The sequence below is a fragment of the Flavobacterium notoginsengisoli genome, from assembly GCF_014207905.1.
Lineage (GTDB): Bacteria > Bacteroidota > Bacteroidia > Flavobacteriales > Flavobacteriaceae > Flavobacterium > Flavobacterium notoginsengisoli_A.
In genome coordinates this window covers 354426-373292 of record NZ_JACHLB010000005.1, presented here as the reverse complement: position 1 = coordinate 373292, position 18867 = coordinate 354426, and the positions used below count along the sequence as shown (strand labels likewise).

15 protein-coding genes are annotated in these 18867 nt (G+C 33.3%); 11 read left to right on the top strand and 4 right to left on the bottom strand.

Annotated elements, in window-relative coordinates; genetic code table 11:
• Positions 1-209: 209 nt before the first annotated feature.
• The 7 genes from thrA (at position 210) to HNP35_RS16765 (ending at position 9077) form a co-directional block, all read left to right on the top strand.
• On the top strand, positions 210-2657 hold the full coding sequence (gene thrA / locus HNP35_RS16795) for a bifunctional aspartate kinase/homoserine dehydrogenase I (protein WP_184164691.1): 2448 nt from the start codon (positions 210-212) through the stop codon (positions 2655-2657).
• Positions 2658-2808: 151 nt separating this feature from the next.
• A complete protein-coding gene (locus HNP35_RS16790; RefSeq protein ID WP_184164688.1) occupies positions 2809-3729 on the top strand; it encodes a homoserine kinase in 921 nt (306 codons plus the stop codon).
• 95 nt (positions 3730-3824) lie between these two features.
• Positions 3825-5114 carry a threonine synthase gene (thrC, locus tag HNP35_RS16785; protein WP_184164686.1) on the top strand — a complete coding sequence of 430 codons (1290 nt, stop codon included), beginning with the start codon at positions 3825-3827 and terminating at the stop codon, positions 5112-5114.
• A gap of 117 nt (positions 5115-5231) precedes the next feature.
• Positions 5232-7079, top strand: coding sequence for an AAA family ATPase (locus HNP35_RS16780; RefSeq protein WP_184164683.1), 1848 nt, complete (start codon positions 5232-5234; stop codon positions 7077-7079).
• A 165-nt stretch (positions 7080-7244) separates the two neighbouring features.
• The gene (locus tag HNP35_RS16775; RefSeq protein ID WP_184164680.1) at positions 7245-8261 is read left to right on the top strand and encodes a hypothetical protein; all 1017 of its coding nucleotides are present in this window, start codon (positions 7245-7247) and stop codon (positions 8259-8261) included.
• A 74-nt stretch (positions 8262-8335) separates the two neighbouring features.
• Positions 8336-8860 (top strand): hypothetical protein, encoded by a 525-nt coding sequence (locus HNP35_RS16770; RefSeq protein WP_184164677.1) that lies wholly within the window; start codon positions 8336-8338, stop codon positions 8858-8860.
• Positions 8844-9077, top strand: a complete 234-nt coding sequence (locus HNP35_RS16765) for a hypothetical protein (protein ID WP_184164675.1) — start codon at positions 8844-8846, stop codon at positions 9075-9077. The genes HNP35_RS16770 and HNP35_RS16765 overlap by 17 nt, the downstream gene beginning before the upstream one ends.
• Here the strand turns inward: HNP35_RS16765 and HNP35_RS16760 are convergent.
• Positions 9074-9847, bottom strand: coding sequence for a hypothetical protein (locus tag HNP35_RS16760; RefSeq protein ID WP_184164672.1), 774 nt, complete (start codon positions 9845-9847; stop codon positions 9074-9076). The genes HNP35_RS16765 and HNP35_RS16760 overlap by 4 nt on opposite strands.
• A 196-nt stretch (positions 9848-10043) precedes the next feature.
• On the opposite strand from HNP35_RS16760, the gene HNP35_RS16755 reads away from it, so the two are divergent.
• Both HNP35_RS16755 and HNP35_RS16750 read left to right on the top strand, forming a co-directional pair.
• Positions 10044-11576, top strand: coding sequence for a S10 family peptidase (locus HNP35_RS16755; RefSeq protein ID WP_184164669.1), 1533 nt, complete (start codon positions 10044-10046; stop codon positions 11574-11576).
• Positions 11577-11774: 198 nt separating this feature from the next.
• Entirely contained in the window at positions 11775-12281 is a 507-nt protein-coding gene (locus HNP35_RS16750) for a GNAT family N-acetyltransferase (protein WP_184164666.1), read from the top strand.
• Between the two features lie 252 nt (positions 12282-12533).
• Here HNP35_RS16750 and HNP35_RS16745 read toward each other — a convergent pair whose 3' ends face one another.
• From HNP35_RS16745 to HNP35_RS16735, 3 genes are all read right to left on the bottom strand, one after another.
• Positions 12534-12917, bottom strand: coding sequence for a DUF3037 domain-containing protein (locus HNP35_RS16745; protein WP_184164663.1), 384 nt, complete (start codon positions 12915-12917; stop codon positions 12534-12536).
• Entirely contained in the window at positions 12907-13686 is a 780-nt protein-coding gene (locus tag HNP35_RS16740) for a HipA family kinase (protein WP_184164660.1), read from the bottom strand. Before HNP35_RS16740 ends, HNP35_RS16745 begins: the two co-directional genes overlap by 11 nt.
• A 351-nt stretch (positions 13687-14037) precedes the next feature.
• Positions 14038-14883: an NAD(P)H-hydrate dehydratase gene (locus tag HNP35_RS16735; RefSeq protein WP_184164657.1), complete on the bottom strand. Its 846-nt coding sequence runs from the start codon at positions 14881-14883 to the stop codon at positions 14038-14040.
• Positions 14884-15298: 415 nt separating this feature from the next.
• On the opposite strand from HNP35_RS16735, the gene gcvT reads away from it, so the two are divergent.
• A complete protein-coding gene (gene gcvT, locus HNP35_RS16730; RefSeq protein WP_184164654.1) occupies positions 15299-16381 on the top strand; it encodes a glycine cleavage system aminomethyltransferase GcvT in 1083 nt (360 codons plus the stop codon).
• Positions 16382-16566: 185 nt separating this feature from the next.
• Positions 16567-18603 carry a S41 family peptidase gene (locus HNP35_RS16725; protein WP_184164651.1) on the top strand — a complete coding sequence of 679 codons (2037 nt, stop codon included), beginning with the start codon at positions 16567-16569 and terminating at the stop codon, positions 18601-18603.
• Positions 18604-18867 lie beyond the last annotated feature (264 nt).

Genomic DNA, 18867 nt, shown 5'->3' with positions numbered 1-18867 from the left:
TACTACAACAATTACTACCCCTTAGGGGTATACATTTTTACATATAATTCAGGTTATCTATACTTTTTTCTTAAAAGAAGAGAGTTATTGGATACATAAAAAACATTTACAAAGAAAAAAATAGTCGCAGTTTTCAGTTTCAGTTCACAGTTAACCTTTGAGCATTTGTCACTAAAAATCTTTGCACCTTATTAAAAAATATCACTAAAATGAAAGTATTAAAATTTGGCGGAACTTCGGTAGCCAATGCCCAAAATATAAAACTCGTTCTTGAAATTGTCAAACAAAAAGCAGAAAAGGATCAATTAGTTGTAGTAGTTTCTGCATTAAGCAAAGTAACAGACTTATTACAGTCAGCAGCAGCAAAAGCCGCAGCAAACGACGAAAGCTTTAGAGATGTTGTTGCAGAAATCGAGAAAAAACACCTTGACACTTTAAAAGAACTAATTCCCGTTAGTGAGCAAAGCAGTTTACTAAGTCACGTAAAAAGAATTATCAATCACCTAGAAACTTTATTAGATGGTTGTTTCCTTTTAGGAGAATTATCTCCAAGAACTGCAGACACTATTTTAAGTTTTGGTGAATTACTTTCTTCATTTATTATCGCAAAAGCATATCAGCAAATTAATAGTGATGCTGTTTATAAAGACAGCCGAGAATTAATTAAAACAAATGCTGATTTCGGAAAAGCTGCTGTTAATTTCGAAGTTTCAAATCAATTAATTAAAGAATATTTTGCTGAGAATAAATCAAGAATCAATGTTCTTCCTGGATTTATTGCGCAGACTTTAGACGGAATTACTTCAACTTTAGGACGCGGAGGTTCTGATTATACTGCAGCAATTATCGCTGGAGCAATCGATGCAGAACAATTAGAAATCTGGACTGACGTAAACGGAATGTTTACTGCAAATCCTAAAATTGTAAAACAAGCACAGCCAATTGCAAACATTTCGTACCAAGAAGCAATGGAATTATCGCATTTTGGTGCCAAAGTTTTGTATCCGCCAACTATTCAGCCGGTTTTAAGAAAAAACATTCCAATTTTAATCAAAAATACTTTTGAGCCAGAAGCTGTTGGAACTTTAATTTCTGACACTGTTCTTTCAAAAGATACCGTTGTAAAAGGAATCAGTCATATTGATAATATTTCGCTTTTAACTCTTGAAGGTCCAGGAATGATTGGTGTTGCGGGTTCTTCTAGAAGATTATTTGAAGTATTGTCTCAGGAAAAAATCAACGTTATTTTTATTACGCAGGCATCTTCTGAGCACTCAATTTGTATCGGAATTTTAAATTCAGATGCTGAAAATGCTGAAGCTGCCATAAATAGAGCGTTTGAAATCGAAATTTCGCAAAACAAAATCGATCCTTGTTATGTAGAAAAAGACCTTTGCATTATTGCTTTAGTTGGTGAAAACATGAAAAACCACCAAGGTTTGAGCGGAAGAATGTTCAGCACTTTAGGAAAAAACAATGTAAATATTCGTGCGATTGCTCAAGGTGCTTCTGAAAGAAATATTTCGACTGTAATTAACGAAAGAGATGTTAAAAAAGCGCTGAATACTTTGCACGAGAATTTCTTCGAAGAAAATACAAAACAGCTGAACTTATTTGTAATGGGAGTTGGAAATGTTGGAGAAAAATTCATCGAACAGATTCACAGCCAAAAGAAATTCTTAAAAGATGTTTTAAAAATTAATGTTCGTGTTATCGCTTTATCTAATTCAAGAAAAATGATTTTTGATGAAGACGGAATTTCTTTAAAAAATTGGGATGCCGCTTTAAGCGAAGGTGAACCAGCAAGCATCGAAGAATTCATTAAAAAAGCTAAAGAACTAAATTTACGTAACAGCATTTTTGTAGACATCACTGCAAATGCAACAGTTTCTGAAGCCTACGAGAAATTCTTAAAAGAAAGTATTGCGGTTGTAACTTGCAACAAAATTGCTTGTTCATCTGCGTACGACAATTATAAAAAATTAAAAAGCTTATCTCGTCAATACAACGCTCCTTTCTTGTTTGAAACGAATGTTGGTGCAGGATTGCCAATTATCGATACGGTAAAAAACTTAATTGCGTCTGGAGATAAAGTGCATAAAATTCAAGCGGTTTTATCGGGAAGTTTGAACTTTATTTTCAACAATTTTGACGAAAATAATTCTTTCCACGATGTGGTAAAAGAAGCTGGAGTTCAAGGTTTCACAGAACCAGATCCAAAAATCGACTTAAGTGGAATCGACGTTGCTCGTAAAATCTTAATCCTAATTCGCGAAAGCGGTTATGAAATGGACATTGACGCCATCGCAAACGAATCGTTTTTACCTGCAGAATGTTTAGCAACAACAAACAACGACGATTTCTTTGCTTCGTTAATCAAACACGCTTCGCATTTTGAGAACATTTACAAAGAAGCTTTAGCCAAAGATTCAAGATTGAAATACGTTGCGCAATTCGAAAACGGAAAAGCAAGCGTTGGATTGCAGTTCATTCCAAAAGATCATCCTTTCTATAATTTAGAAGGAAAAGACAATATCGTGCTTTTCTACACAGATCGTTACGTAGATCAGCCTTTATTGATCAAAGGAGCCGGAGCCGGAGCTGCGGTGACTGCGTCTGGAATTTTTGCTGACGTGATACGCATTGGAAACGTGTAAAAAGGTGCTAAGGTTCTAAGATGCTAAGGTTCTGAGTTTTTCTCAACTAATCTTAGCCTCTTAGACCCTCAGAACCTTAGACCCTTAAAAATAAAAAAGCTGCATAAGAAACCTTAGAATCTTAGCATCTTAGAACCTCAGAACCTTAAAAATGGAAATTAAACTATTTTGCCCAGCAACTATCGCCAATCTCTCATGCGGATTTGACGTACTTGGACTTTGCTTAGACAATGCGGGCGATGAAATGATTGTTCGAAAAGTCGATCAAAAAGGAGTTCGAATCACTAAAATTGTCGGTGCTGATTTGCCTTTGGAAACCGAGAAAAACGTTTCTGGAGTTGCGGCTTTGGCGATGTTGGAAACTTTAGACGAATTGGACTTCGGATTCGAAATCGAAATTTATAAAAACATCAAAGCGGGAAGCGGCATAGGAAGCAGTGCAGCTAGTTCTGCCGGAGCGGTTTTCGGAATTAATGAATTGTTGGGAAGACCATATTCTCGTAAAGATTTAGTTCAGTTTGCGATGCAGGGTGAGAAATTGGCCAGCGGAAACGCGCATGCCGACAACGTTGCTCCTGCCCTTTTAGGCGCTTTTACTTTGGTAAGAAGTTATTCGCCTTTGGATATTATCAGAATTGACAGTCCAGAAGAATTATACGCAACGGTTGTTCATCCGCAAATTGAATTGAAAACGTCTGATGCCCGTTCGGTTTTAAAACAAAACGTTTCTCTAAAAAGCGCTATCACGCAATGGGGTAACGTAGGCGGATTGGTTGCTGGTCTTTACACTAAAGATTACGATTTAATTGGAAGATCTCTTCACGACGAAATCGTTGAACCAGTAAGAAGCGTTTTAATTCCAGGTTTTGATCAAATCAAGCAAACAGCTTATCAAAATGGCGCTTTAGGTTCTGGAATTTCAGGTTCTGGCCCGTCGATTTTCGCTTTAAGCAAAGGAAAAGAAACCGCAGAAAAAATCGCAAAAGCCATGAGCGACGTGTACGAAAAAATGAATTTACCGTATGAAATTCACGTTTCGAAGATAAACCCTGATGGCGTAAGAATTATTTAAAAAGAGTACTTAGTCCCTAGTCCTTAGTAATTAGTCGAAAAAGACTGAGACCAGTAACTAAGGACTAAGGACTAATCACTAAGAACTAAAAAAAAATGAAATACTACAGTTTAAACCATAATGCCCCAAAAGTTTCTTTTCAGGAAGCAGTTATACAAGGATTAGCAACTGACAAAGGATTATATTTCCCAGAAAGTATTACACCACTTGATCCTTCTTTTTTTGATAAAATCGAAAGTTTGAGCCACGAAGAAATCGCTTTTGAAGCGATTAAACAATTTGTTGGGGACGAAATCCCATCAGAAAAACTAAAAGAAATCATTGCCGAAACTTTAGTTTTTGATTTTCCGGTTGTGAAAGTCGAAAACGGAATCTATTCGTTAGAATTATTCCACGGCCCAACAATGGCGTTTAAAGACGTTGGAGCGCGTTTTATGTCGCGTTGTCTGGGATATTTCAATAAAGACAAAAAAGACGCTAAAAACACCGTTTTAGTAGCAACTTCGGGAGATACAGGCGGAGCTGTTGCCAGCGGATTTCTTGGCGTTGACGGCGTTGATGTTGTCATTTTATATCCGTCTGGAAAAGTAAGCGATATTCAGGAAAAACAATTGACAACTTTAGGGCAAAACATAAAAGCATTGGAAGTTGACGGCGTTTTTGACGATTGTCAGGATATGGTGAAAAAAGCATTTTTGGATGAAACTCTGGCGCACAAAAACCTGACTTCTGCCAACTCTATTAATATTGCGCGTTGGTTACCGCAAATGTTTTATTTCTTCTTTGCTTACAAAGCATTGAAAAGCCAAAACAAACCTTTAGTTTTCTCTTGTCCAAGCGGAAACTTCGGAAATATCTGCGCGGGAATTATGGCAAAGAAATTAGGTTTGCCAATTGAGCATTTCGTTGCTTCTACAAACGTAAACGACACGGTACCAAGATTCTTAGAAAACGGAAAATACGACCCAAAACCTTCTAAAGCCACAATCTCTAACGCCATGGACGTTGGAAACCCAAGCAACTTTATTAGAATTCAGGAATTGTACAACAACGATTTAAAAGCTTTCGAAAAAGACTTTTCTTCTTATAGCTATACAGACGAAGAAACTTTAGTTGCTCTAAAAAACATTTATAACACAGACGGTTATATCGCAGAACCGCACGGCGCTGTTGGTTATTTAGGCTTGAAAAAAGAACTAGAAAAACACCCTAACGCCATTGGTATTTTCTTAGAAACAGCACATCCTATTAAATTCTTAGATGTTGTTGAACCGGCGCTAGGAATTACACTTCCTATTCCTGCTCAAATTGAGAGTGTTATTAATGAGGAGAAAGTTAGTGTGAAGATTGGGACTTATGAGGAGTTGAAGAGTTTCTTGGGGTAAAGATTTACAAGCCCGAAATTACAATAACAAATAAATGTAATTTCGGGCTTTTTTATTCTAGTTAATCAAAAACCTTAAGTTTGATTGAAACAAATAATAATTACCAAAACTTATTTAATGAAAAAAATCTACTTTAAACTAAATGAAAAATTTAAATCTTTTGACAAAGACTTTGAAACTGAGCTAGAAGGAGATTTAATAATTTTATCAGGAATAAATGGTTCTGGGAAATCTCAAATCATGAATATAATTTATGGAAAAGGAAATATCGATCCCAATACTGGTCGCAAAAATGAAATTTCACATAAAGTTACTGTTGATGGAGTTTCCATAAATTATCAAAATATCGAGTTTAAATCATTTAAAGATAATATTAACCTTCCTGAAGTTATAAAATCATCCTCTGCCCTTATTAATTCTTCAGTGGATCAAGCATATAATTATTATAAAAATTATGGATTAGCTTCCTCTTCTACTTTTAACCCGCAGTATAAAGATTCTTGCGATCAGGTTATCAAATTACTTGGCGCATTATACAGCCCTCATAATAAAGACATTACTGAAGATGTATTCAAAAAAACAATTAGAGATAATAAATTTATTTGGAAAACTGATGATCAATTTACTGATTTTATTGGAAATCTATTTTATATCCATGCTACAGAAATAGCTGACGGTCAACAAAATGCTGGAAAAGTAGATGGACCTGCTTTTGATCCATCATCAATAGGCCTAGCACCATGGACAGAATTAAATCAATTATTTGAGACATTAAAGCTGAATTATCGTTTTAAAGATAATTATGAAGTACAATTTGCTGAACTCATAGAAACTCCTCTACTTTTTCAAATTGATTCAAATGGAAAAATTATTGAAACAGAAGGTCGTCCCTTGAAAGATTTATCAGATGGAGAAAAAACTATAATATCGTTATGCTTTACTTCTTTACAAAAAAATGACATTGAACCGAACAAATTATTACTTCTAGACGAATTTGATGCTGTTTTAAATCCTTCTTTAATTGAAAGTTTTTTTACAGTAATTGAAAAATATTATATTTCTAAAGGAATTCCTGTGATTTTAACGACACATTCTCCTGCCACAATATCTTTAGCACCAGAATACGCCTCTTTTTATGAGGTTTTTAGAACTGATGGTAATTCACCCAGAATTTTACAATCTAATAAAGAAGATTATTCTGAATTAAGAAAAGTTAATAAACTATTTTATGATAAGATTGACAATCAAGCAGAACGTATTAAAGAATTAGAAACAAAAATTGAATCTAATGAAGATATTCTCATAATTACAGAAGGCAAAACTGATTGGAAATATATTTTAAAAGCTTTACAATACTTTCATAGCAAAAGTGAATTCACAGAAATAATCGAAAAATATTTTTATCGTTTTGGCTCAGAGAACGATTTCAATGAAAAAATTTGTGGAACGTCAGAAATAAACGAATTAAGTGATTCAAAACTTAAAAATCATTTAAGTTCTTTAGTTGAAGTTAGAAATTTAGGAAGTTATAATTTGCAAATTAGAATAGGAATTTTTGATTCTGATACAAATACACAATTAGTAAATGTTGAACAAAAAAATGTGTATTCATTTAAGATTGAACCTGATGGTATTTCTACAGAATTTTTATTCAACAATGAGGAAATTAAAACTTACATAAGTGGTAGACGATTGTTTATTGGAGAGGAATTTAATGATAAAACCAAAAGACACATTTTAGATTCAGCTTTAAATATTGGAGGAGATAATTCCAATATAAACAAAGCAGGAAAAAGAGTTATTATTGAATCAGGAGTTTATAACAATAATGGAGAAAACATAGCACTTTCAAAAGAAGGTTTTGCGCAGGCAGTATTTAATGAGCAAATAAAAATATGTGAGGATAGCTGGGAAAATTTTAGGCATATATTTAATAATATTTCTAAATGTATAACTAAAGAATGACACCCGATAGCGCGGATTTGCAATCCGTGCACGCAACAGTGAGACACAAAACAAATCATTAAACGAAAATTACACAAATTAATGTTTTATATAGACAGCTATCCGATCTTTGTGGGCAGGTATTACAAATCCGCGCTATCGAGTTTCTAATAATTTTCAATCCAAATGAAAAAAATAATTTTTCTTTTTATTTTTGGCTTATTCTTTTCTTGCAATAAAGAAAAAATCGACTTACCACCACTTTTAGAAAACACTTTACCTTCTTCTTCCGAAATGCCATTTAATCTAATGCTTTCAGAAAATAAATTCCCCGACAAAATCAAAAAATTCTATCAAATTCAAAATCGAGACACTCTAAATATTCTTGAATTTGATAAAAACAAAAATCTAATCTTCAAGTACTACAAACAATTTGTAGATGAGAATTGGAATGGCAAATTTATTTATATGATAGAAGCAAATGTCTATAATGAAGGTAAACTTGTAAAAACTTATTATTTACATTCAAATACTGAATATGAAGTTTTCGAATACGCTTACAGTGGCGATAATATTAGGGAGCTAAAATCTTTTTTACTTGGATATTTAAAAGGTTATAATAATAATCCTCATTTGCTCATAAAAGAAATTAAGAGTTATCAAGCCTGCATTAAATTCATAAAAAAAATAGAAAGCGAAAGTAAAAAAAGACCAAACTATACGATTAAAAGGGAGTTTTCTAAAAATGAAATTAAAGAATATTTTAATCCAAATAATATTCAGGATGATGGATCATATATATTGTACATTTTAAATGAAAAGAATAAAATTCAAAAAATAGAATATTATGCAAAAAATAAAAAATGGGACACAAATACTAAATATTTTGTGTACAACAATTTTAACAACTTAAAGAAAACATACTGCTTAAACAAAGATAAAGATACTTCAAGGAGCACTGAATACTTCTATAAAAATTCAAATAAGATCATAATTAAAAAAGAAAATAAAATTGAAATTTCAAGGAAAGAATTTTTAAATAACACCCTTATAAAATACAAGTATCAAGGAGCAGACAGTTCTTATTACGGGGTCGAAGATTATTTATTAGATAAATTTGAAATTCCAGTGAAAATAATCAAGAATACCCGAGAAATTGATACGAGTTATAGTCTAAAAAATTTTTACGAATTTTATAAATAATTATTTTCTCATAACGAGTATTAATACACGACGAATATTTTTGATTACTTATTTAATTTCAATATCATTACTAAATGGCAGTTTGGCAATATCTTTTAATCGTAGTTCCTGAAGATTCAATTGACGATAATTATCAATGTATTTTTAAAAATAACAAAACAAAATATTTACCAAAGACAGATTCGTTTTGGAAAAGCTTTAATGGTGATATTCCTTCTATTATTGCCGAACTAGATCAAATTATTCCAAATTCCAAATGGGATGATGATACTTTCCTAAGTTGGAAAGGAAATATGAAAGATGATGAAGATAATGATGCGACTATTGTTTTAAATGATGATAAAACTTCAATTAAAGAATTTCAATTTCGAATTGATTTGAGAAAATCTTCGAATATTACAGAAGTTTTACAAGCCATTTTAAATCTTTGCAAAAAGCATAATTTTGTATTAATCGACTTAAAAGGAGAAATTTTCAAACCAAATTTAGAAGATATTTTCAAAAGTATTAAAGCTTCGAATGCAACAAATTTTTTAATTGATCCTATACAATTTTTTGAAGATTTAAGTAAAAATAATTCAGATGAAACAAGAACATAAAATTATCCTCGAGCTTTTAGCATCATATTTAGAAGAAAATCCAAGTCAGAGATTTGGTCAGGCACTTTTTAATCTAAGCATTAATGAATTTCAGAAAACTGCTGATCCCAGAAATCCAAATTACAATATAAGAGATATTCATGGTGACAATGATTTAGACATTCTTGAACGAATACAAAATCGTTTAGATTTGATTGAATCACAGAAAAATAATTAATTCTTCTTTATCCCCAGCAAATACAAAATCTTAGCCGGTCCAGATTTTACTTTTCCAACTTCCCAATTATAACTTTCTTTATTCTCTAATTTAGAAATCAATTCGTTCATTTCTTCGACAGAATACGTTCTTAAAGACGAAACCACGCCATCCCACAAAACCAAAATCGGTACAATTGGAATTAGATAAGTAAAAATAATTCTGCCAATTTTAAATGGACGAATAAAAGGCGTTGTCAGTAAAACAGAAATTGGCGAAAGTAGCATCGCCACAATACTTGGAACGCTTCTCTCCTGCCCTTCAAAAATCGCAATCGAACTGTTTGTGTCAATTGCATTCTGCAAAATCTGCTGTGCGTCTTTTGGTTTAAAATGATGAAAAGATAAAAACTGCGTTCGAAGTCCTTTTAAGTTTTCAGGAACGTTTCTGGCATCGACTGAAGTTTTTACAAAATCGAAATTGTCAGCTTGTTTTTGCGTATGTTCAAATGCGGGAATGTTAGGATAATAATCCGTCAATAGGATTTTTAAATCGGGGTTGTTTTTTCGTAATTCGGCGTTGAGCCAAATCAATCCGCCTCCTCCGCCCGAAGCCAAATCTATAATTTGATTGGTTTGGCTTTCTTTTAAAGCTTTTTCAATTACAGGAACAATTCCTCTGTACATAGCAGTTTTATTAGAAAGAAACTGCAAAAAATCGGTCATGTAATTTCTAATAAATTCTGGAAGCCATTGCTGATCTTCAAACTCAAACAAATGTATTCTGCTCATACTTTATTGATTTTCTGATTTATACAAATTTCAAGAATTTTCTTTAAATATTTTCTTTTTCTTAGAAAAACAAATCTTTATCCTAATTCACAATAAAAGACTAAAAAATCATCTCTTCTTATTTTTTTATATCTTTAAAAACTTTAATTACCAATCCCAAATTCAGAAAATCAAAATAATAATACCCCAAAATTTTATGAAAAAATCAGTACTTTCATTTCTTTTAGTCGGAATTTTAAATGCCTACGCTCAAGAATCAAAACCAGATTCAAAACCGAAAACACCTCCTGCTAAAGAAGAAAACTCACCTTCTAATCTTACTTTTAATCCAGATTCACAAGTCGTAACCAATCATACAACGACAATAAAAGGTCAAAAGGTTTCGTATAAAGCAACTGCCGGCACTATGCCAGTTTGGGATGAAGACGGAAAAGCAATTGCTGGATTATTCTATACCTACTACGAGCGTTCTGATGTAAAAGATAGAGATTCACGTCCGTTAGTTATTTCATTTAATGGTGGTCCTGGTTCTGCTTCAGTTTGGATGGAGATTGCTTATACGGGTCCGAGTTTATTAAATATCGATGAGGAAGGTTATCCTTTGCAGCCTTACGGAATAAAAGAAAATCCTTATTCTATTTTAGATATTGCCGATATTGTTTTTGTAAATCCTGTTAATACCGCTTACTCGAGAGCTACAAACAAAGATATACCTGCTTCAAAATTTTTCGGCGTAAATGCCGACATTAAATATTTAGCCGATTGGATTAATGGTTTTGTAACTAGATCTAATCGTTGGGCTTCACCTAAATATCTAATTGGAGAAAGTTACGGTACAACTAGAGTTTCAGGATTGGCGCTTCAACTTCAAAACAATCAGTGGATGTATCTTAACGGAGTAATTTTAGTATCTCCTACCGATTTAGGAATAACTCGTGGAGTAGCTTCTAATGCTGCGCTTAAACTGCCTTATTTTGCTGCTACTGCTTGGTATCATAAAATGCTTACTCCTGAACTTCAAAACAAAGATTTAACCGATATGTTGCCTGAAGTTGAGAATTTTACCATAAACGAACTTCTACCTGCCTTGAGTAAAGGAGGATCTTTGGAAGAACAACCGAGAAAAGAAATTGCGGCTAAAATGGCACGCTATTCTGGTATTTCGGAAAAAGTTATTTTACAGAACAATCTAGACGTTCCTTATGATTATTTTTGGAAAGAATTATTGAGAGATAAAAGCTATACAGTAGGAAGATTAGATTCAAGATACAAAGGTATTGATCGCAAGGATTCTGGTGACAGTCCAGATTTTAATGCCGAACTTACTTCTTGGCTACATTCGTTTACACCTTCTATCAATATGTATCTGCGTAATAATTTGAATTACAAAACTGATTTTAAATACAATATGTTTGGTTCTGTACATCCGTGGGACAGATCTAATGATAAAACAGGCGAAAATCTAAGACAAGCTATGGCACAAAATCCATATTTACATGTAATGGTGCAATCTGGATATTATGATGGTGCTTGCGATTACTTTAATGCGAAATATGACTTATGGCAAATGGATCCGAGTGGAAAACTTAACGATAGAATGTCATGGAAAGGTTACAGAAGCGGTCATATGATGTATTTGAGAAAAGCCGACTTAGAAACTGCAAACGAAGACATTAGAGCATTTATAAAAAAATCGTTGCCAAAATCTAATGAACCTGCAAAATATTAAAGCTAACTTCTTTTGTTTCTTACAAATACAAAATCAATTGCCTCCAGTTTTAGCTGGAGGTTTATTTTTAAATCAAACTCGGCTTTAGCCAAAAAAGTTAAAGATTAGGCTAAAGCCATTTTCTAATGTAATTTTGTCTCCCCAGCTAAATCTGGAGAAAATTCATTATTTAGAATATACAATTAGATCAGCATTATAATGATTACAAAAGCAACATTACAAGACATTCCTGCATTAACCACCTTAATAAACTCAGCTTACAGAGGCGAAACTTCTAAAAAAGGCTGGACAACCGAAGCACATTTACTAGAAGGAAAAAGAACTGACGAACAAGAAATGACAGAAATTTTCGAAAATCCGAAAAACACTATTCTGAAGTTTACAGAAAATGATAAAATTATCGGTTCTGTTTTATTGGTTGAAAAAGGGCATCAATTGTATTTGGGAATGCTAACAGTTTCGCCGGAACTTCAAAATAGCGGTATCGGGAAAAAGCTTTTGGCTGAAGCCGAAAATCATGCTAAATCTTTAGGATTGTCCAGCATTATTATGACGGTTATTTCAGTTCGTGAAGAACTTATCGCTTGGTATAAACGTCATGGTTATGTTGATACTGGCGAAAGAGAAGCTTTTCCTGAAAGCGAAATTCATGTTACGGTTTCTGAAGAACCTTTGGAGTTTATTTATTTGGAGAAGGTTGTTTAGTTTTATTTGTTTCAGGTTTCAGGTTTCAGGTTTCAGGTTTCAGGTTTCAGGTTTCAAGTCTAAACTATAACATTTCTATATAGTTTGTCATTTCGAGGAACGAGAAATCTTCGCAAGTAACTCCGTAACGAGAGTCCAATCTTTGTAGAGCTTCTCGCGAAGATTTCTCCTTCGTCGAAATGACAATATTGCGCATAAATGCATGAAAGAAAACCTTAGAATCTCAGTATCTCAGAACCTTAGAACCTCTTTTTAAAGAACCAACTCTTCAAACAAACGCTGAATCGTTTTCTCCAAATCCTGACACAATCCTGGATGAGGTCTCGAAGTTTGAATCGCAGAACTTCTAATTGCCGTTAGCCAACGAAAACGCTCCGGAATCTCAAATTCAGCTATTGGACCACCGTCTTTGGCTCCGTTTGCTATTTTTTGTAATGAAGTTAAATTGCATTCTAATTGTTCTATGTCGAAATCAGAAGAAAGGGCTTGGATTCGGTCTTTATTCAAATGAAAAAGTACTTTTATAAATTTAGCTCTTTTGCAAAACAAAATGATTCCGATATTCAGGAATTCTTCGCGTTCTACCCTTGGCACAACACGAATCACAGCATATTCGTATAAATGGTTATCTTGCATTTTGAGCCTGATTTACAAATATTTCTGAATTCTCTAATCTTGTCTTTAAAAACTGCAAATAAACGTTTCGCAAATTCTCTGGCGTTTCTTCTGCATCTTCCCATTGCAACCAATCCAACGGAATGGTATTCACAATTTCTTCTAAAATTTCAGGAGTTAAAATGGCTTTAAATTCAGCATCAACTTCTTTTAAAAGTGAAGCTTGTGGCAATAAAACGTGATCTTTTATCAATGCAAACTGACTTTTAGCATGCTGTTCCCAATTATTCCATGAATGGTGGAAATACAAACAAGCTCCGTGATCAATCAGCCATAATTCTTTATGCCAGATTAGCATATTGGTGTTTTTGAAAGTTCTGTCTACGTTTGTAATATATGCATCTAACCAAACAATCTGAGACGCTAATTTGGCATCAACAGTTGTTACAGCGGGATCAAAAGTAATAGCTCCTGACAAGAAATGAAGCGCTAGATTTAATCCTTGGCTTCCTTGTAATAAATCTTGGATTTCTTCATCGGCTTCGGTTCTTCCGAAAGCTTCGTCGAGATTGGCAAAAACTAATTCTGGCAATTGCAATTTTAAAGCTTTTGCGATTTGTCCGCCAACCAATTCGGCAATTAAGGCTTTTACGCCGTGTCCGGCACCTCTGAATTTTAATACGTATTTAAAGTCGTCATCGGCTTCTGCTAAAGCAGGCAAAGATCCGCCTTCGCGCAGTGGCGTTATGTAACGCATGACGTTTACTGTTCTTAAGTCGAAATTTTTCATTTTTTTAAAGATTCAAAGATGCTAAGAAACTGAGTTGCTAAGTTTCTAATCTTTGATATTACAAACTTACAATTTTTGATTTTTTTATTGAGTGAAATTTTTAACGCTGAGAGCACAAAGATTTTTCGCAAAGTTCACGAAGTTTTTTTGAGTTTGCTTTACTTGTTAAGTTCACAAAGATTTAATTATAAAGTAATGCATTAAGCTTGTCACCCTGAGCGAAGTCGAAGGGACGCCAGTAGCTCGACGAAGAAACTAAACTTTGAGTAATATCTTTGCGTTCCTTCGACTTCGCTCAGGATGACAAAAAATGGAAATATTCTTTGCGAAAAACCTTTGCGATCTTTGCGGTTAAACCAAACTCAAAAATGCTTTCCCTAAATACTTAATAATTGTAGAAGCCGTAAAAGATTCATAACCTGTTTTTGGCAAAGCAAGATCTGCTGTTAATCCATGAAGATACACTCCGAATTTTGAGGCATATTTGGGTTCGTAACCTTGCGCGAGAAGACTCGTTAGAATTCCAGTTAAAGTGTCGCCACTTCCTGCGGTTGCAAGAGCGGCATTTCCTGTGGTGTTTTCGTAAACTGAATTTCTATTGATGATAAATGTTGGAGCGCCTTTCATAACTACAATCACTTTATATTTCTCTGAAAAAGCGATTGTCTTTTGAAATTTCTCAGATTCAGAATTCCATTTGCCAATTAGTCGTTCTAATTCTTTTGGATGAGGTGTTAAAATGGTGTCTTCAGGAACTAATTCTAACCAAGATAAATTTTCTGAAATTATATTCAAAGCATCGGCATCGAGAACTAATGGCGCTTTATTGATTCTTAAAAATTCAAATAAAGCTTTTTGCGTTCCGAGTTCTTTTCCTAATCCCGGACCTACTCCAATTGCTTGCGGAATTAAAGGTAAATGAATGTTTGTAATGAAATTGGTATTTTCATCGGTAACCGTCATTACTTCTGGAATCGAAATCTGAAGAATTTGATAACCGCATTTTGGAATAAAAGTCGTTACGAGTCCGCAACCTGATTTTAGACAGGATTTTGAAGCTAAAACTGCTGCACCCACTTTTCCGTAGCTTCCTGCGATAATTACTGCGTGGCCTTGTGTTCCTTTGTGTGCATGCGGATTTATCGGTTTGTATATTTTTAAAACTTCTTCTTTTGTGATTAAATACGGAGACTTCATTTAGCTTCTTTTAGTTGTTGCGGTTAATTTTTAAACACATAGTCCCGACGCTTCGGGATAGTTTTATTTTGCGCATAAAGGCGTTTCACTTATTTAAATAAACATAGCTAAACTTGAAAAGCATGATTTTATACTAAAATTACATAAAAAATTGAAATCACGATTTTTTATTATTTCCCAAAAGTTCTAGCCCAGATTGTAGTGGAAAGCCCGGAGTAAAAAAAGCAAAAGTTTCTTGTTCTAAAAAAGCGACCAACGGAAGCTCTTTTTAGAACATTAGAAACTTTGCTTTTTTTGCGAGGACTTGCAACGGAAAGCTGGAATTGCTTCTAATTATTGCGAAATTTATAATTTAAGGTATTCGAAATCGATATTTTTTGAATAGATTTGCAAAACAATTTTATAAAACAACACAATGAAAAATACTGCGCTTACGCACATACATGAAGGTTTAGGAGCAAAAATCCTTCCTTTTGCAGGTTACAACATGCCGATTACTTATGAAGGAGTTAATGCTGAACACGAAACGGTTCGTAATGGTGTGGGCGTTTTTGACGTTTCGCATATGGGTGAATTTTTGTTAACAGGTCCGAATGCGCTGGCTTTGATTCAGAAAGTAACTTCAAATGATGCTTCAACTTTAACTATTGGAAGAGCGCAATATTCTTGTCTTCCAAATAACGAAGGCGGAATTGTTGACGATTTGATTATTTATAAAATGAAAGAAGAAGAGTATTTACTAGTTGTAAATGCTTCTAATATTGATAAAGACTGGAACTGGATTTCTTCTCATAATGATTTGGGAGTTGAAATGAAGAATCTTTCTGAGGATTATTCTCTTTTAGCAATTCAAGGACCAAAAGCGGTTGAAGCTATGCAGTCTTTAACTTCTGTTGATTTGTCTGCGATTACTTATTACCATTTTGAAGTAGGCGATTTTGCTGGTTTTAATGATGTAATTATCTCTGCTACTGGATATACAGGTTCTGGAGGTTTTGAAATTTACTGCAAAAATGCTGATGCTGAAGCAATTTGGAATAAAGTTTTTGAAGCTGGAGCAGCTTTCGGAATTAAGCCAATTGGTCTTGCTGCCCGCGATACTTTACGTCTTGAAATGGGATTCTGTTTGTACGGAAATGACATTAACGATACTACTTCTCCGCTTGAAGCTGGTTTAGGATGGATTACGAAATTTACTAAAGATTTTACGAATTCCGAAGCTCTTAAAAAACAAAAAGAAGCTGGAGTTACCAGAAAATTAGTTGCTTTTGAAATGCAGGAACGCGCAGTGCCAAGACATGATTATGAAATTGTTGATGCTGACGGAAATGTTATCGGAATTGTAACTTCTGGAACTATGTCGCCTTCTATGAACAAAGGTATTGGTTTAGGATATGTAACTGTTGCAAATAGCGCGGTTGATAGTGATATCTTCATCAGAATCAGAAAAAATGATGTTGCTGCTAAAGTGGTAAAATTACCTTTTTATAAAAAATAATTTTTCAACTTATATATTTTCAAATAAAGCATTACTGTAAAAAGTAATGCTTTTTTATTTGTAAGCCATTTTAAATATTTGTCATTTCAACGGAAAAAACTTTTGGTTGTCGATATTTAAAGAAAAAGACGTTATTTTCTAAAAAAATTAGTGTAACTTTAATGGTAAACATTGAATTTCCGTTTATGAAAAAGATTTCACTACTCCTTTTTTTGCTGACTTCAACTTTCATTTTTGGTCAGAACAGTGCAGAAACTTGTGAAATATTGAACAAAATAAATGCACTTGTCCAAACGGAACATTTTAGGCCAAAACCTGTTGACGACAGCTTATCTGTTTTCGTTTTTGATAATCTCATTAACGAGTTAGATCCTTCGCGTAACATTTTTCTAAAAAGTGAATACGACGATATGGCACAAAAATATCGTTATAATTTAGATAATTTAATTCTAAAGAATGACTGCAGCTTTCTTTCTGACATTAAAACAACTTATGTAAATGGACTTTTACGAACTAAAAAAGTTCTAGAAAAAATTCAGACTCAACCGATTGATTATGCTAAAAAAGACACCATTCGTTTTTATAAAAAATCTTTTGCTTTTTATCTGAAAAAGGAAGACATCGAAAAAGTCTGGATCAAAAAATTACGTTATCAGATATTAGATGATATTGCCGAAATGAGTGACAATTTAGATTCTTTGAAAACCAATTTTAAATCTATTGAAGAAATTTCTAAAAATAAGATTCTAACCAATGAAATATGCCGTTTTACCACTTTACTAGACAGCAATACAAAGCAGGAGGAAAAATTGTATAATTTCTTCTGCACGTATTTTGATCCGCATACAGCCTATTTTAGTGACGACTCTAAGAACAGTTTTATGGCTTCTTTGTCTAAAGAACATTTATCTCTGGGAATGACGGTTAATTTGAATGAAAAAAATGAAATTATCATTGACGAAGTTGACCCGAAAGGTCCGGCATATCAAACTGGACTGGTAAAAAAAGGCGATCAGATTATTTCTATTTCTAATCAAAAAGAGACTCTACAGGTTTCGTGTGCTTCGTTAGAATCAATTTCAACGATGATTTTATCAGAAACAAATAAGCATATTACACTGACTTTGAAACGTAATTCAGGAAAAAGCTTTGATGTTTATATCGAAAAACAAGTAATGAAAGACGAAGAAAATTCGGTTTTCAGTTTTATGATAGGAAAAGAAAGTAAAATTGGATACATCAAAATTCCAAGTTTTTATGCAGACTTGGATGGAAATAGCCAAAAAGGTTGCGCAGATGATGTTGCCCGAGAAGTTATAAAGCTGGAAAGAGACAACATGAAAGGGCTTGTTATCGATTTAATTGATAACGGTGGCGGTTCAATGGAAGAAGCTATAAAATTGGCGGGAATGTTTGTAGATTCGGGGCCAATTTCTATTGTAGTTGACAATAAAAAAGATAAGGCAGTAATTAACGATCCAATTAGAGGTGTTATTTACCGAGGACCGATTGTTGTTTTGGTGAATAGCAATACGGCTTCTGCAAGCGAATTTTTTGCTTCTACTATGCAAGATTATAACCGCGCTTTATTATTAGGAAGTACGACGCTTGGAAAGGCTACAATGCAAACTATTCTTCCGCTTGACGAACAAAAAAATACAGATTTCTTAAAAATCACTATTAATAAATTTTATAGAATTACCGGAAAAAGCCATCAATATGTTGGTGTAAAACCAGATGTTGTTTTGCCTGAATTTTACGAAGATATTTATCAAAAAGAAGGAGATTTTCCAACTGCCATGAAAAATGATAGCATCGAACCTTTCTTGAAGTACAAAACATACGTAAAACGTAATTTGATTGACAAAATCGCTAAAAACAGTACAGCAAGACTTTCTGATAATTATTTCTTTAACAACATCAAGAAAATTAATCTTAAAATTGATCAGCTTCTAAATACTCCAAAATCAGAACTTCCGATGACACTGGACGCTATTTTTAAACAGAAAAAAACTTTTGATGCTCTTTGGACAGAAATCAACACTTTTAATGATGAAAACAATCCATTAGATATTTACAATTCTAGTATTAATCAGTTTTTATTAGGAGCTTATCCGACAGATAAGACGATTAATCAGTATCAAATGGACAATCTTAAAACCAATCCATATCTTAATGAAGCTGTAAATATTATCAACGAATTTAACGGAGGAGTTAAATAGATTTTTGTTTCAAGTTTCAAGTTTTAGGTTTTAGGTTTTACCGCAAAGCACGCTAAGATTTACGCAAAGTTCGCAAAGTTTTATTCATATAGCTTTGTGAACTTTTTTATTTTAAAGTTTTCAGGAAAAAGCCGTATCGGTTGAATACTAAGCTTTTATAGGGATAATCAAAGAAGTCAGGTAACGATTTGGTAACGGTGCTTATTACTTTGCTTTTCAACGTGTTTCCGTTCGCTCAAAACAAATATACAAAAGAATATATTA

What these genes read in the sequence shown, in the direction of transcription:
- thrA (WP_184164691.1), top strand. Translation starts at nt 210, where the DNA reads ATGAAAGTATTAAAATTTGGCGGAACTTCGGTAGCCAATGCCCAAAAT.
- HNP35_RS16790 (WP_184164688.1), top strand. Translation starts at nt 2,809, where the DNA reads ATGGAAATTAAACTATTTTGCCCAGCAACTATCGCCAATCTCTCATGC.
- thrC (WP_184164686.1), top strand. Translation starts at nt 3,825, where the DNA reads ATGAAATACTACAGTTTAAACCATAATGCCCCAAAAGTTTCTTTTCAG.
- HNP35_RS16780 (WP_184164683.1), top strand. Translation starts at nt 5,232, where the DNA reads ATGAAAAAAATCTACTTTAAACTAAATGAAAAATTTAAATCTTTTGAC.
- HNP35_RS16775 (WP_184164680.1), top strand. Translation starts at nt 7,245, where the DNA reads ATGAAAAAAATAATTTTTCTTTTTATTTTTGGCTTATTCTTTTCTTGC.
- HNP35_RS16770 (WP_184164677.1), top strand. Translation starts at nt 8,336, where the DNA reads ATGGCAGTTTGGCAATATCTTTTAATCGTAGTTCCTGAAGATTCAATT.
- HNP35_RS16765 (WP_184164675.1), top strand. Translation starts at nt 8,844, where the DNA reads ATGAAACAAGAACATAAAATTATCCTCGAGCTTTTAGCATCATATTTA.
- HNP35_RS16760 (WP_184164672.1), bottom strand. Translation starts at nt 9,847, where the DNA reads ATGAGCAGAATACATTTGTTTGAGTTTGAAGATCAGCAATGGCTTCCA.
- HNP35_RS16755 (WP_184164669.1), top strand. Translation starts at nt 10,044, where the DNA reads ATGAAAAAATCAGTACTTTCATTTCTTTTAGTCGGAATTTTAAATGCC.
- HNP35_RS16750 (WP_184164666.1), top strand. Translation starts at nt 11,775, where the DNA reads ATGATTACAAAAGCAACATTACAAGACATTCCTGCATTAACCACCTTA.
- HNP35_RS16745 (WP_184164663.1), bottom strand. Translation starts at nt 12,917, where the DNA reads ATGCAAGATAACCATTTATACGAATATGCTGTGATTCGTGTTGTGCCA.
- HNP35_RS16740 (WP_184164660.1), bottom strand. Translation starts at nt 13,686, where the DNA reads ATGAAAAATTTCGACTTAAGAACAGTAAACGTCATGCGTTACATAACG.
- HNP35_RS16735 (WP_184164657.1), bottom strand. Translation starts at nt 14,883, where the DNA reads ATGAAGTCTCCGTATTTAATCACAAAAGAAGAAGTTTTAAAAATATAC.
- gcvT (WP_184164654.1), top strand. Translation starts at nt 15,299, where the DNA reads ATGAAAAATACTGCGCTTACGCACATACATGAAGGTTTAGGAGCAAAA.
- HNP35_RS16725 (WP_184164651.1), top strand. Translation starts at nt 16,567, where the DNA reads ATGAAAAAGATTTCACTACTCCTTTTTTTGCTGACTTCAACTTTCATT.